This is a genomic window from Nostoc sp. NMS7, from assembly GCF_017115085.1.
Lineage (GTDB): Bacteria > Cyanobacteriota > Cyanobacteriia > Cyanobacteriales > Nostocaceae > Nostoc.
In genome coordinates this window covers 36093-48026 of sequence record NZ_JABXKJ010000174.1, presented here as the reverse complement: position 1 = coordinate 48026, position 11934 = coordinate 36093, and the positions used below count along the sequence as shown (strand labels likewise).

Below are 11934 nucleotides of genomic sequence, written 5' to 3'. Positions count from 1 at the left end.
TAAAAGAAGGAAGTCCCGCAATATTATCCAATGGCGACAAGTGGGGATACGAAGGTACGGTCTAAATCTTAACAAGTTGCTCTTTTAGTAAAAAGCAACTTGTTAAAACACAATTTTTTATTAAAAATTATGCAATACTTTATTGAAATTCCAGCAAAGCCCCCGACACTTACTAAGCAGGTCGTTGATAATTCTCTAAGAATTCATCTTTAACAAAACAGTTACCTACAGCATCTATGTTGGTAATTGATTTTCCACATTGAGTAACAAAGCACCCTGGCTCCGGAAACTCAAGATTCAGCAATTGTCTTAATTCATGAGTCCTGTAAAATTCTACAACCTTATCATACGTTTCCCTGTCGGTTTGTTTCATGCCTGAAAAGTCTTCCATTTCGTAGTAGTCACTTAGTGTCTGTTGAGCGGCAGCGATCACGTCTGCTTCAGCATCTTTCCAAAATCCGCTGAATGTAGAGCCATCTTTGCTGATATATATTGCGTATCCCAAATCAGATGTAGGGGGAAAAACTTCAGCCCGGTAGCGTCCTAAAGTGAATGTTTTAATTGGTTCTTTTGTATTCATCTTCTGATTAAAATTTATATTTGTTACCTTTGAAATGTTGCCAGTGTTCATTGAGATTGGGCGGTAATCTGGTCATTAGCGATCGCCTATTCTTCCTCTATCAATTCAATATCTGGATCTATTACTACATTGAGAGTTGGAAACCGAAGTGCCTCGCCAAAATGCCCCATTAGATCCCATAGTTGCCATACAGAATATCCGTCTTTGTCTTCCTCTGGCAGCTTGAATTTTGGAGCGTTGTGATTTCCAAATATTCTTTTATAGCGGCGCAGCAGGTAGACTTTGCCCGTATCTGTTATTTTGGCTTTAACTTTTTGGTTAAGATTTATTTTCATGCGATCACACCTCAAAAAAGCTTCTGTGTTATTTTACAAATTAACGGGTTAGTGTGGTGGTCGCACAATCGGCGTTCAGTCGAAAAGAGTCCTGTTCGATTCCTTCGCCCGACCTTTAAGGAACTGTTTGGTGAATAGCCCACAATCTACTTGCTTGAGGGTCATGTATGATCGCCTACCCTTCCTTAAAAATACTAAAATCATCGTTCTCGTATTTGCCCAAATTCAAGCAAAGCTTTTTCAAATCTTGCAATAACTTGACTAAAGTTGAACTGTCATCAGGTTAATTTGGGAAACGTAGATACTCTAAAGCAATTTCCAAGCAATCATCCAAACTTCCATAATTATTGATCAACGAGCCTTTGTCGAGAAACATCCACAATTCTTCGCTCATAGCGTGTACTTTCCTTACGTTAGCATCACCACTCCTTTCTATAATTCTCTAGGAATATTCACTTCTTTCAAAACTACGTATGAATCTCTAACCATTTTTAGCTCCCAATCAGATGGTGAGTCTGGTTTATTAAGATTCCTTTCCGTTTCTAAATCTTCGCTAAGAACGTTTACACCTAGATTTTTTAATGCTCCGTCTATTGCTGCCATGACAATAGACTTGCCCGATCCGGTTGGGCCAGATACGGTTATTTCAATTCGATTCTTCATAGTGCGATCGCACTCTGTCTATAGTTTCCTAACGCAATCATAATACTTTCAGCCAATTCTCAGGAACCACGGTTCCTTAACTCAGGATTTCAAGTGGTGTGATAATGTCAGTTTTCACACCACTGGTATTAATTGATGCAACTTACTGGTATCCACAACCTGCCAGCTATCTATTTTCGCCAAGAGCGATCGCACCATTTCCTCTGAGGGTATGCAGTTGTTTTGCTGCAAGTAATCCCAATCGTTTTCAGTGAGTGCGCCAAGTTCCGTACCAACGTAAAGATAGAATTGTTGCAGAGTTATCACATCAGCAGCACACAGGTCAATTTGGGTCTGGAGTTGTGAAGTCGTGGTAAGACTTCGTACTCCAGGTTTGTCGATTGCAAGAGATGTATCGATATCTTCGGTCATTGCTTTTCTGCGATGCGATGCCTGCGGCGGGCGATCGCATTCCTGATAGATTAATATACTCAGTTTACTTATCAGAACTTGGCTCATGAGAATTACAGTTCTGATAAGTAATTTGACAGTGAAGCGCACCTTTCCCGTACTTCTTCTCTCTTGCCTCAAGCCAGTATAATAAAGTTGTATTTATAATCGATAATGTTTTTGTATTGTATTCTTGTTGAATTTCTTGACTATCTCTGATCATTCCTTTCTCTAGTGCTTTGTATAAACCTGTAATATACATATCTCCAATATTTTTGTTAAAAAGAGAAACAAGACATCTAATTATTGTTCTTTTCAATTCATTCTTGATATCAGACGAAGGCTTTGAGTAAGCTACTAAACTTAGTTTACTCAAGTATTTTGCTGACAAAATTGTATAACTTCCTATTGGGTAAAATTCTGCTGTAGTTAAAAAGTCAAATTCAAACCATTCACCGTGTACTCGGCTATTAGCAAATTTTCTATGCAAAGCGCGTTCGTCTGCTGACGGGTAATTACTTTGAAAATACATAACAATCTCTAGAGGATAGGGAGACTGATAAGTTAATTCTGCAACTCTTCTACTTATACTTGAAGTTTTACCAATCTTATAGCGATTAGTCCCTACAGCGTTTATCAAGTAGATCCATCCAATCCTATCATCGGCGTTAGACATATATCATACCTTGATCTAGACCCTTAAATTGCCACCACCTCTACTTGATGCGTTTTAATCCACTCTGCCTGTGGGTTATCCTTGCCGACTTCTGATTCAAAAATCCCCCACCAACCGCTACCGTTGTTGTAAGAAGAAATTGTGGCTAGTTGGTTAAAGCGATCGCTATTTTTGTCCACAATTTTCACCACCATCCCTTTCCCTACTTGGCTTAGGGGTATCGTTTCTGGTGTAATATCCGTGGTTTCGTTGTAATCAGCTAATGCCTCAATCTCCATCCACCTCTCGGATTCCCTGCATATATTCACAATTTCAGATGCAAACAAAGGGAAATCCGCTTTACATTCTGATGCTTTCTTAAATGCAGCAAACATCTGCTCCAACTCATTCCCAACTGCCTCTGGGATCTCAACAATATTCAGCACTCGCTTACCGTGAATATTCTTGCTCCATTCCAAAAACTTGGATTCTACCTCAGCTTGTTTGTGCGTTTTGCGCTCCATCCGCTCCAGTTTTCGTACCTGCTGCACTTCATCCATCCGCGACTTGGTTAATTCCTGAGTGATGCTGTCTTGCTTTATCAGGTCATCCAGCATATCGCTATAGATTGGGCTGGCAATTTGACACACCATCAAAGTGCCAACACCCCAAACCCATTTAGGAATCTTTACGAGCCGAATTCTTTTTTCCGCATCTTGAGGGACAAAACCCGACTCTTTAAGGCATTCTGACCACTTTTTACGATTCTTGCCACAAGAGAGTTTTTTGTTTTTTGGCTGCTAATTCCTCGCTGATACTGCGGCTCACTTCTCCTTCCACCTCTAGTTTGTCCTTGAGGGGGAGTTGGTTGAGAAGATATAAAATTTTTTTTGCGATCGCTTCTTGCTCAATCGTCTTAAGAGGTGCTAAAGTAGGCATAAGAAATCGGCTTTGGCGATTGCTCGTCAAGCTAGTGATAGTAGTAGACAGAACCCGGTAGTTTTCGACGCTTGCCGGGTTTTGTTATTGGAAGTATTTTACCAGAAATTGAAATAAATTGCGATCGCTACCCATCTTTGCACATCTGCGCCAATGTCTCCATGAGCCACAACAGGTCTTCTCTGGGTATCCACCCAAGAAGGGCAAACTTTTGTTGAATTTCTTCTAGTCGTTGCTGGGTGGTCATAGGGCGATGCCTGCGGCGGTAAACTACGCAGTTAAAAACTTAAAATTCCGCTAATTTCCTGACCTAGATTTTGTAGCCTTACCTCTCTACTATGGTCTACAGCTGCGCGGATACTCTCAACTAATATAGTGTCAGTGTTGGGTGTCAGTTTTAACGCTCCTCCTAAATATCCCAGTGACTTGCAAAAATAATCAGTTGGATAGGTTAACGACAATCTTTTTACTCTTGCATGATCGCCGGAATTGAAAGCTGAAAGTGCTTGGCGTTGTGCATCGGCTTGCGGTTCGCCCAATTCCTCAAGAATAAGTGCGATCGCTTCAGTGACTTTCTCTAGGGTTAGTTCGCTTGCTTGTGTTGTTACCATTTATTTTTCTCCTTTTAGCCAATCATTTGAGTTTTCTGCTTTAATTTGGGGGGCGTATAGTGCATCCCAGTTGCGTTGTAAATGCTCGTGGATGATCTTAGAAAGATACTGAGCAATCCTTGACCCATCAAAATAAATCGCGGTTTTGAGTAAAATGTAGTTTTGCTTTGTTAGGTGTATGTAATTGATTACTTGTTTATCCATCACTCCAAGTAAAACAATATGCCCTAATGGATTTGGTGGAACATCCCCATCCTGTATTGGGCTTCTATAATCAGGTAAACCCTCAAATCCCTGATTGATGACTACATCTATCCACTCACTAGCCTCAATCTCTCGTTTGGTAAAATCTAATCTTGCTAGGTTGGTGTAGTAAGGTCGGTTTCGTCCCAGCCATCCCCGGACGTATTGCATAATTAGCGTTTGCCTAGAATCACCCGATGCTTTACTGAAAATATCAAGCTTTTCATTATTTTCCGGAGTGACGTAATAGTACGAGAGATTGAACTGGTAAGCCATTAGTGCATAGTTATCAGCTATTTGGTTATTAAATCAATTCTACCTTAAAGTAAAACAAATTTACTTTAACTATGCTACCATATCAGCAAAGTTGAAGGTGATCGCGGTCAATAAGCGAGAGCTTTTTTCTTAAAGCGCCCTAGCATGGACAAGATGCTAGGACTTCCCCAACCACAGACCTAACCTATGGCAGGAGCATTACAAGTATGAACCCTATCGAGCTAATGAGAAAGCATAAATGGAGCTATCTTAAATTAGCTTCAGAATTCGGAGTAACTGAAGCAGCCGCAAGAAGATGGGCATTTTCTGAAGAAGCGACTGGATATAGGAACCCGCCTTCAATGGCATATATCCTGGCTGAAAGAATTGACAAGGAACTTTCACAACTAACGATAGCACAATGAAAATATCTCTTGAAGTTGCAGCAGAAACCCAAGTAGAAGTATTTTTCAGGCTTACGCAAGAGAGTGCCAATGAAAAAACATTACCTGGGGAAATAGGATATATTTACTCTGCTCATTTTTGTAGAATTCATGATGAGCCAGTAGAGTACTATGCCTATCCTTATGTTTATCACGGTGATGGGAAATGGCAAATGGTAGGTCGTCCCTGGTTTGATTTTGAAAAAGCAGAATATTACACAGAGCTAGAAGAAGTAATTTAGCTAGTAACAATGTTACTGCCTCTGTGACTACCCAGATGAATCTGGGTTTTTTATTGTAGAGCTATGGGTGAGCCGATAACGGAGCTTCTATTATTGGCTCACTCATAGCTAACCTAATGCTCATAATCGGCTCGTGCCAACTAAGAGAATTGCAGTAGAAGCCAGCTTCACAAACCTTACAACCGGGAAAATTGTCAAAACGTGGCGCACAGCAGAGTTAATCGATTATTTGGATATATCACCTGCCACATTCAAGCGCGACAAAGCTCTATTGGCTAAATGCTGCCCAGAGTTGCAGTTATCAAAAAGAACAAGGATTTATAGCGATCGCCAGCGCCATGCCTTCGACGTGCTAAGAGATTGGCGCTCATACGATTACCTGGGCGAAAGCCTAATCAACAAACTAACTGAAGAAGGACTAACACCCTATGCCGATTACGAAACAAGACTTAAAGAAACGCCTAGCAGGATGCGAAAGTGTCGGACAAATCACCGCAATTTTGCAAGTCGCAGGACTTCCTGACGAAACCGAATTAAGCGAAGAAACGGCAAGATTTGTAGAGAATGCCTACGCTCTAATAAAACAGGGCTACCCATTGGGAGAAGCCGTTGAGTATGCCAGAACTGGACAACTTCCCCAAGAAGCAGAACCGGACATGGAAGGACTCTTAACCCAACAGTCAGCGTTGGGCGCAGATTTTAACCATCAACTAACTGCTGGAATTCTACAAGACAAGGTTTTGCAAGATGCCATTCAGTACTCGCAAGCCTACTATCCTCTGCTTGCAGCTGCAATTAACAGTGAAGCGGTGTTAACTTCCCCAGAAGTAGCAGAGTCAATCGATGTTGCCAGAAAAGTTATTCTGGGTAGTCGCGTGGGAGCAACGGGGAAAACTTTTTTGCAGCAAGTAATACTAGGGGCAGCTTCCAAGAACTTGCTGCCACAATCGCCACAGAGGACGGTGGGATTATTGGCCGCGCCGTCCGACAAGAAGTAGAGCAAATTAAATGCGCTAACTACTTAATGTTTGGCGTGTCGGCGGGAGTTGGGACAAGCGCCTTAGCGTCTACATCTGGAGTAGTGATCGCCCGTCAAATTAATGTTGACCCAATGGTGGGAGTATTGGCAGGTTCAGTAAGTGCGATCGCTGTTTGTGCGATCGCAGTAGCTTGGTTTTTCTCTAAGAATACAAAAAATGCCTAGACTTCTTGGATATTGGACAAACTTTACCCTTAGTGACAATAGTTTGTTATCAGAGATGGAGCAACTTTGGGGGAGCCAGTTGCAAGGACTAAGCAATGCTGAACGACTTTGGATGATTCAAAAACTTGCTTATTACCTCTGGCTAGGTGTAGATGAATCAGTCAGTGATAGAGTTAAATCGCTCACCGAAGATACTGAAGTTCGTATTCCCGATGCCGACAAACTGGGACTTATTCAAGCACTTGTTGAGCAGTTAAAAGGATGTTAATCAATAGCAAGTATCAGTCACCAACAATTTTGGGAGCGATCGGATTGGCATTGATTGCTTCCCCCTTATTGCTAGGCATCCCGTTGGGATTTGCGAAATTCAACTTACAGAAGTCGGAGGAGTTGTCGCAATGGCGATCGCAGCAAAAGGCGATTACAGCTAAAAAGTTGGATGAGTTGGGAATCATGCCCGAATTCAAAAAGCTCAAGTTTGTGCGATATCTTGACACTCCCAAGCGCAACCCCAAACCAGACACCACAGGATATTTGAATGATGAAACGGTAATTGTGTATGACAGTGCTGGGCGGTGTATTGGGAAAATCGAGAATCGCAAATGGCTGTGGAAGTATCACTACAAAAATGTTTGTAAGGCGGATTAGATGGTACTCGATCAAAATGGCAGAGAGATTGACCCCAAGAGAACGCCTAATTTTTTTGAGATGTTGGCTGAAACCTTTGTCACTATTATCTCCGTTCCCTTCATCTTTCTGAGTACTGTACTGGAGCAATTCTTGACCCCAGGTGCTTCGGGAACTAGGATAATTGGCGCGATCGGGTTTATCTTTGGAACGCTTCTTAGTACCGATGGGATTTGGCAGACATTATTTCAAGGTGTTCCCATGTTTCCTTGGTATGAGGACGGATGGATAAGCTGGATTGGTTGGATAAAGCTACCCTTTAATTTATTTTTCTGGATTAGCTTTTCTATGAGTGCCTTGGTGCAAATCATGGAGGCGAAAACCTTAAGAGGGAAGCGACCAGACCAAGCGAAAGTTGAGTTTCAGGACTCGCAACAATACGAATTACCCTCCAAACCAACAGGAAAAATCGACTTATCCCAAGCACTGTGGGGAGACTATAAACGTGCAGGAATGAAGGAACGACGCACCGGGGCGGGGATTGCTATATTCTTCTGGGTTTTTGACATTATCACTACATTCGTTGGGCGTAACCCTTGGCGTTATAGCGACCCCAGTGAAATATTTGGGTGCTTTATTTATGACTTGCTGTCGATGATTGCTGGGGAAACTGGCTTTGCGATTTGGAAGTATACAAAAAAGTAAAAGATGAGTGTAGAATTGGTGGAAGTTTTGAAAGAGTTAGCTTCTAGCCCAGTCAAGAAAGACAATGAAGCTATACAAAGAATTGAGAAAGTATCTGGCAATTCGATTGATGTATTTATTGATCAGCTAGAAAACAATGCAGTTCTAGCGCAAGTAACCTTGGATGCAGAAGAGAAACCCAAAAGTAAATTGCTGGTAATTTGTTTAAATGGCTGCTTGTTTGGGGCAATAATCGGATTAGTGTCATTGGTATTTAAGCCAGAAATTACAGTCTATGCAATCCCTTTGGGATACACGGTGGGTGCGGCAGGACGTTATATACAAGAGATAGACGAAAGTAAAAAGTGAGTGCAAAAATGACTATTTCAAAAGGTGACAGGGTTGAATTAATTGAATTGCATCCTGGACAAAAGTTGTTGGGTGGGTTTCATGTTGGTCAAACCGGAACTGTTATTAGTACAGAAATTTACCCTTCAGAATACCCAGTTATAAAATGGGACACTCCAGTAAAAATTACAAATGGAGATGGAGAACCAATAGAAGAAAGCGATTGTCACGTAAGTAGGCTTCGCAAGATTTCACTACAGGTCGGTGACAAAGTAAAAATATTTGGCAATGAATCTGACACGGCTTTTGTCGTAGGGATATCGCAACACTTCAAAGATAGAGAGGGAAAACCTTTGATCGAGATAAGCTCTACTCCACTCGGCAGAATCGAGTCTGCTGCGTCTCCTTCATTTTTGACTAAAGTGCTGTAAGCGAGGAATAGAATGGACTTCCAACCAGTCACCCAAACAGAATTAACAACATTAGAAACTCGGAAACTGCGATCGCAATATCCCAGCATCGAACACCTAGAAGCAGGACACGCAGCATCATGGTTGCAGGAACGCCACGACCAGTTATTGTGCAAGGCGAAAGCGTCGCGCTCCGAGATGAATTTCTCGAAGTTAATTGGATTGGGTGGGTTAGCGATTGGGGCAATTTGTTACGCAACTTCCCCACTAGCAACCATTGGTGCGATCGCATCAGCAACAAGTTATTTTTGGTCAGTAGCGCTTGACCTAAACGACTCACACCGCTTTGCCCCCATTCCCTTTGTGCGGGATAATATTATGGAATTCTTGACGGCAATGGGGGATGCCGAAGCGCGTGAGGATTGGCTCTCTCAAAGAAATGAGATTGCTGATTTAATGTTCCATTTGGAACTTTTGGAGCGATACGAGTTTGCTATGCTGCGGGGGAGGCACAGTATATTGAGTGAGTATTTAAGTGGAGTTGAGTCGGGGAAGCGCTTTTACGCTTATCGGTGGTTATGCGATCGCTATGTGGATTACAAAGGTGCAATCCCCGACCAAGAGAGCTTAACTAAGCATCTGGAAACAGTTACTTGTGACCCACGGGTTAATTACGATTCGGTGAAAGCTATTTCATCAAGAAAGGTTTTCCAGCTACCCTCAAAAGATGTAACACCAAGTAATACAACTCTTCCTAGCCACATCCAAGACACTGTGATCTCTTGCTCAAGTACAGATGCCAGAGCGCAACGCGACGCAGAGGCGATCGCATCAACACCTTATAGTGAGCGTTCAGCAGTCTCTAATATAACTGATGAGGTATCTCCAATATCAAACCGAAGCGTTATTCCAGAAGTGGAAACAGTTAATCGACTACCCATTGTTCCTCGTGCTGAATTCATCGTCAGATGTTTGGTAAATAGCGGATTTAAAATTGATGAAGTGATGAGTAGCCAGGTGATTGCGATCGCAGGTAGTCAGCGAGGTGGTAAAGGAACTCTCGCGGCAATCTTGGCTACCCTGTCAAAAGCTTATGACCCAACCTTAGTTGTAGAATATTTCACCGCCGGAGTTGATATTTACCCCTTTGCTTGTAACTTGCACAGTGGACTACAGTACCCAAATAAAGACAGTGAACAAGCGGATAGACAAGTTGCTACTAACCTACTGAAGTTTCTCAAAAAGCTAGAAAGTTCGACACCTTACTCACACAAAAATCTTTTACTTGTAATTGATGAGGCGATGCGCTTACTTTCACTGATGAATGAGAGCGATCGCACTTGGGCATTACAATTTTTATTGAGTCGATTTGCAAAAACTGGGGCAACTTTGATAATCGTCCTCCACGCTAATCACCTTTCTGCGATCGCGGGGAAAGAAACCGCCGGATTAGCAGCGACATTTAAAGAAGGCGTGCAGTTTGTGGGATGCAGTACTGTTGCAGTCGATGCTGGGGGATTAAGGAAGATGAATGTGGCTAGTGGTGCTTATTTTAAGGCAAATGTGAAAAATTTCGGGAGTGCGATCGCGGGTGGGGAATTAGGAAGTATCCCAGAGTGGCTAAAAACTGAATTGCATCCTGGTAACGGACATCCAGACCCCGCAAGAACTCTATTAAAATTCTTCCCGGAATTGTCCTCTCAATCAATTGATGCACTCACTCAACAGCAAAGAACTGAGTTAAACGAAGCCTCCCAAAATGTAAAATTTACTATTTTTAATGCTTCCAAGAATGATGCTTTGAAGTTGATTGAGGATTTGCAAGTACGTGGTTACGAACAAAATCAAATAATTACAATGTTATGGAATGCTCAACCCGATACTAATGAGTGGGTAAAGGCAATTGACGAGTACGAACTTTTGATGATTCGACAAGAAATTCTATGAACCAAAGATACGTTAACAAGCGACGCACCAGAGAAAAGTTTCTTGATGACCCAGTTGGAGCAATCTGGGAATTCACTCACGAAGATTTTGTCAAAGCTGGATGGACTTTATCAGATGAACCTCTGAGATTATCAAACGAGCCTTGTCCTATTTGCGAGGGAGGTAAAGCTTTTCAAACACTAGGGAACAAAGTAACACTGCACAGGAAGTGTGATGCTTGCGATGGCACGGGTAAAAAATTACTTTGAGATGATTGACACAAAACTAGAACAAAAAATAACGGTAACTATAGCTAAATATGGCAGCATGATTTTCATGAATCCTTCAGAGGAAAGGTTGGCTGAGGTCTTACAAGCGGCATACAACCTAAAGCTCCTAACGTCAGTAGAACCCCATCCGAGGCTTGTTGGTCGGCACAGGGTCACATTACGCCCAAACAAAGAATTGTAAACTTTGCCTCAATTTCCGCTAGAATTGACAATTATATTGGTGAAATTATGCCACTAAAAATGGGAGCGCCGAGGACAATTCAACCCGATCGCGTCAAAGAACTAATAACCCAAATGGAGCAAGAAAAAATTGATTGGACTTACGCTCAATTAGCTGATATAATCACTGAAGAAACTGGAGTAACTGTAACAGCGAACAGTGTTAGTAGTTGCGCTCTCCGTAACGGCATAGTTTCACCAAAAATACACGGAAGAAAGCGACCGAAACCCACTACTTGATCCGCGATCCGGCGATCTGATCTGCGATCCCACCACACAGCTAATTGCCAGCAACGATCCGCGTATTAGGATCTGAATCACTAAAAAATAAAAAGTAGTAAATAATACAGAATAAAATCACTGATTATGTTTTAATCAGTGATTTTTTAGTGACTAAAAGTAATTGTAAAGAAATGTAAACTTTGCGGTGTTAGTGAAATATTAGTGATAAATTGACAGAGGTTGGTTTAGTAAAGAGGGTAAAGAATGAGATAAAAATAGTTGATAAAAGCTTAGTTAGTTGTTGGTTGTGGCTATGCGTAGCCAGCTAATAAACTAATAAGCCAGACATTAAAATTACTGCTTTGATTGTGGCTTGTATAGCTACTCAGCGTGATTAAACCTGTACCTTGAAAAAAGAATAGTAGGGACTGTTGCTTAACGGTGATAACAGTGATTTGTTGTTTCTTGATCTGCTTATTGGGCGATCGCTTGTGAAATGTAACCTACCTCCAAAGTTGCTAATAGTTACTGGCAAATATCAGATTAACTGTATGGATACGGCAAGGGTTGAAAGTGTGAGATGTCCGAGCGGTTATGTTCTGACTAGGG

The 11934-nt window shown here is 41.8% G+C and carries 21 protein-coding genes; 12 read left to right on the top strand and 9 right to left on the bottom strand.

What is annotated here, in order from left to right; translation table 11 throughout:
* Window positions 1–172 precede the first annotated feature (172 nt).
* From HWQ38_RS19555 to HWQ38_RS19515, 9 genes are all read right to left on the bottom strand, one after another.
* Complete coding sequence (locus HWQ38_RS19555) at window positions 173–580, bottom strand: hypothetical protein (protein WP_292796639.1); 408 nt, start codon at window positions 578–580, stop codon at window positions 173–175.
* 86 nt (window positions 581–666) lie between these two features.
* Window positions 667–915, bottom strand: coding sequence for a hypothetical protein (locus tag HWQ38_RS19550; protein ID WP_292796636.1), 249 nt, complete (start codon window positions 913–915; stop codon window positions 667–669).
* A gap of 432 nt (window positions 916–1347) precedes the next feature.
* Window positions 1348–1578, bottom strand: coding sequence for a hypothetical protein (locus HWQ38_RS19545; protein ID WP_292796635.1), 231 nt, complete (start codon window positions 1576–1578; stop codon window positions 1348–1350).
* A gap of 114 nt (window positions 1579–1692) precedes the next feature.
* Entirely contained in the window at window positions 1693–2076 is a 384-nt protein-coding gene (locus HWQ38_RS19540; RefSeq protein ID WP_292796632.1) for a hypothetical protein, read from the bottom strand.
* The gene (locus HWQ38_RS19535; protein WP_292796630.1) at window positions 2054–2683 is read right to left on the bottom strand and encodes a GIY-YIG nuclease family protein; all 630 of its coding nucleotides are present in this window, start codon (window positions 2681–2683) and stop codon (window positions 2054–2056) included. Before HWQ38_RS19535 ends, HWQ38_RS19540 begins: the two co-directional genes overlap by 23 nt.
* Window positions 2684–2706: 23 nt before the next feature.
* Entirely contained in the window at window positions 2707–3315 is a 609-nt protein-coding gene (locus tag HWQ38_RS19530; protein ID WP_292796628.1) for a hypothetical protein, read from the bottom strand.
* Window positions 3316–3421: 106 nt separating this feature from the next.
* Window positions 3422–3601 carry a hypothetical protein gene (locus HWQ38_RS19525; protein WP_292796626.1) on the bottom strand — a complete coding sequence of 60 codons (180 nt, stop codon included), beginning with the start codon at window positions 3599–3601 and terminating at the stop codon, window positions 3422–3424.
* Between the two features lie 278 nt (window positions 3602–3879).
* On the bottom strand, window positions 3880–4212 hold the full coding sequence (locus HWQ38_RS19520) for a hypothetical protein (protein ID WP_292796624.1): 333 nt from the start codon (window positions 4210–4212) through the stop codon (window positions 3880–3882).
* Window positions 4213–4731 carry a transposase gene (locus tag HWQ38_RS19515; RefSeq protein ID WP_292796622.1) on the bottom strand — a complete coding sequence of 173 codons (519 nt, stop codon included), beginning with the start codon at window positions 4729–4731 and terminating at the stop codon, window positions 4213–4215.
* 206 nt (window positions 4732–4937) lie between these two features.
* On the opposite strand from HWQ38_RS19515, the gene HWQ38_RS19510 reads away from it, so the two are divergent.
* From HWQ38_RS19510 to HWQ38_RS19455, 12 genes are all read left to right on the top strand, one after another.
* Complete coding sequence (locus HWQ38_RS19510) at window positions 4938–5135, top strand: hypothetical protein (RefSeq protein WP_292796620.1); 198 nt, start codon at window positions 4938–4940, stop codon at window positions 5133–5135.
* Entirely contained in the window at window positions 5132–5395 is a 264-nt protein-coding gene (locus HWQ38_RS19505; RefSeq protein WP_292796617.1) for a hypothetical protein, read from the top strand. Before HWQ38_RS19510 ends, HWQ38_RS19505 begins: the two co-directional genes overlap by 4 nt.
* Before the next feature lie 428 nt (window positions 5396–5823).
* Window positions 5824–6393, top strand: a complete 570-nt coding sequence (locus tag HWQ38_RS19500; protein ID WP_292796615.1) for a hypothetical protein — start codon at window positions 5824–5826, stop codon at window positions 6391–6393.
* Window positions 6394–6428: 35 nt separating this feature from the next.
* Window positions 6429–6599 (top strand): hypothetical protein, encoded by a 171-nt coding sequence (locus tag HWQ38_RS19495; RefSeq protein ID WP_292796613.1) that lies wholly within the window; start codon window positions 6429–6431, stop codon window positions 6597–6599.
* Window positions 6592–6867, top strand: coding sequence for a hypothetical protein (locus HWQ38_RS19490; RefSeq protein WP_292796611.1), 276 nt, complete (start codon window positions 6592–6594; stop codon window positions 6865–6867). The genes HWQ38_RS19495 and HWQ38_RS19490 overlap by 8 nt, the downstream gene beginning before the upstream one ends.
* Window positions 6861–7247 carry a hypothetical protein gene (locus HWQ38_RS19485; protein ID WP_292796609.1) on the top strand — a complete coding sequence of 129 codons (387 nt, stop codon included), beginning with the start codon at window positions 6861–6863 and terminating at the stop codon, window positions 7245–7247. Before HWQ38_RS19490 ends, HWQ38_RS19485 begins: the two co-directional genes overlap by 7 nt.
* Window positions 7248–7931 carry a hypothetical protein gene (locus HWQ38_RS19480; protein WP_292796607.1) on the top strand — a complete coding sequence of 228 codons (684 nt, stop codon included), beginning with the start codon at window positions 7248–7250 and terminating at the stop codon, window positions 7929–7931.
* Between the two features lie 3 nt (window positions 7932–7934).
* Window positions 7935–8279, top strand: coding sequence for a hypothetical protein (locus HWQ38_RS19475; RefSeq protein ID WP_292796605.1), 345 nt, complete (start codon window positions 7935–7937; stop codon window positions 8277–8279).
* A gap of 8 nt (window positions 8280–8287) precedes the next feature.
* Complete coding sequence (locus HWQ38_RS19470; protein WP_292796603.1) at window positions 8288–8689, top strand: hypothetical protein; 402 nt, start codon at window positions 8288–8290, stop codon at window positions 8687–8689.
* 12 nt (window positions 8690–8701) lie between these two features.
* Entirely contained in the window at window positions 8702–10615 is a 1914-nt protein-coding gene (locus HWQ38_RS19465) for a hypothetical protein (RefSeq protein WP_292796600.1), read from the top strand.
* A complete protein-coding gene (locus HWQ38_RS19460; protein WP_292796599.1) occupies window positions 10612–10863 on the top strand; it encodes a hypothetical protein in 252 nt (83 codons plus the stop codon). The genes HWQ38_RS19465 and HWQ38_RS19460 overlap by 4 nt, the downstream gene beginning before the upstream one ends.
* A gap of 249 nt (window positions 10864–11112) precedes the next feature.
* Entirely contained in the window at window positions 11113–11343 is a 231-nt protein-coding gene (locus HWQ38_RS19455; RefSeq protein WP_292796597.1) for a helix-turn-helix domain-containing protein, read from the top strand.
* Window positions 11344–11934: the final 591 nt, after the last annotated feature.

What these genes read in the sequence shown, in the direction of transcription:
- HWQ38_RS19455 (WP_292796597.1), top strand. Translation starts at nt 11,113, where the DNA reads ATGCCACTAAAAATGGGAGCGCCGAGGACAATTCAACCCGATCGCGTC.
- HWQ38_RS19510 (WP_292796620.1), top strand. Translation starts at nt 4,938, where the DNA reads ATGAACCCTATCGAGCTAATGAGAAAGCATAAATGGAGCTATCTTAAA.
- HWQ38_RS19480 (WP_292796607.1), top strand. Translation starts at nt 7,248, where the DNA reads ATGGTACTCGATCAAAATGGCAGAGAGATTGACCCCAAGAGAACGCCT.
- HWQ38_RS19470 (WP_292796603.1), top strand. Translation starts at nt 8,288, where the DNA reads ATGACTATTTCAAAAGGTGACAGGGTTGAATTAATTGAATTGCATCCT.
- HWQ38_RS19500 (WP_292796615.1), top strand. Translation starts at nt 5,824, where the DNA reads ATGCCGATTACGAAACAAGACTTAAAGAAACGCCTAGCAGGATGCGAA.
- HWQ38_RS19535 (WP_292796630.1), bottom strand. Translation starts at nt 2,683, where the DNA reads ATGTCTAACGCCGATGATAGGATTGGATGGATCTACTTGATAAACGCT.
- HWQ38_RS19545 (WP_292796635.1), bottom strand. Translation starts at nt 1,578, where the DNA reads ATGAAGAATCGAATTGAAATAACCGTATCTGGCCCAACCGGATCGGGC.
- HWQ38_RS19460 (WP_292796599.1), top strand. Translation starts at nt 10,612, where the DNA reads ATGAACCAAAGATACGTTAACAAGCGACGCACCAGAGAAAAGTTTCTT.
- HWQ38_RS19555 (WP_292796639.1), bottom strand. Translation starts at nt 580, where the DNA reads ATGAATACAAAAGAACCAATTAAAACATTCACTTTAGGACGCTACCGG.
- HWQ38_RS19490 (WP_292796611.1), top strand. Translation starts at nt 6,592, where the DNA reads ATGCCTAGACTTCTTGGATATTGGACAAACTTTACCCTTAGTGACAAT.
- HWQ38_RS19515 (WP_292796622.1), bottom strand. Translation starts at nt 4,731, where the DNA reads ATGGCTTACCAGTTCAATCTCTCGTACTATTACGTCACTCCGGAAAAT.
- HWQ38_RS19525 (WP_292796626.1), bottom strand. Translation starts at nt 3,601, where the DNA reads ATGCCTACTTTAGCACCTCTTAAGACGATTGAGCAAGAAGCGATCGCA.
- HWQ38_RS19505 (WP_292796617.1), top strand. Translation starts at nt 5,132, where the DNA reads ATGAAAATATCTCTTGAAGTTGCAGCAGAAACCCAAGTAGAAGTATTT.
- HWQ38_RS19475 (WP_292796605.1), top strand. Translation starts at nt 7,935, where the DNA reads ATGAGTGTAGAATTGGTGGAAGTTTTGAAAGAGTTAGCTTCTAGCCCA.
- HWQ38_RS19530 (WP_292796628.1), bottom strand. Translation starts at nt 3,315, where the DNA reads ATGGTGTGTCAAATTGCCAGCCCAATCTATAGCGATATGCTGGATGAC.
- HWQ38_RS19520 (WP_292796624.1), bottom strand. Translation starts at nt 4,212, where the DNA reads ATGGTAACAACACAAGCAAGCGAACTAACCCTAGAGAAAGTCACTGAA.
- HWQ38_RS19485 (WP_292796609.1), top strand. Translation starts at nt 6,861, where the DNA reads ATGTTAATCAATAGCAAGTATCAGTCACCAACAATTTTGGGAGCGATC.
- HWQ38_RS19540 (WP_292796632.1), bottom strand. Translation starts at nt 2,076, where the DNA reads ATGAGCCAAGTTCTGATAAGTAAACTGAGTATATTAATCTATCAGGAA.
- HWQ38_RS19465 (WP_292796600.1), top strand. Translation starts at nt 8,702, where the DNA reads ATGGACTTCCAACCAGTCACCCAAACAGAATTAACAACATTAGAAACT.
- HWQ38_RS19550 (WP_292796636.1), bottom strand. Translation starts at nt 915, where the DNA reads ATGAAAATAAATCTTAACCAAAAAGTTAAAGCCAAAATAACAGATACG.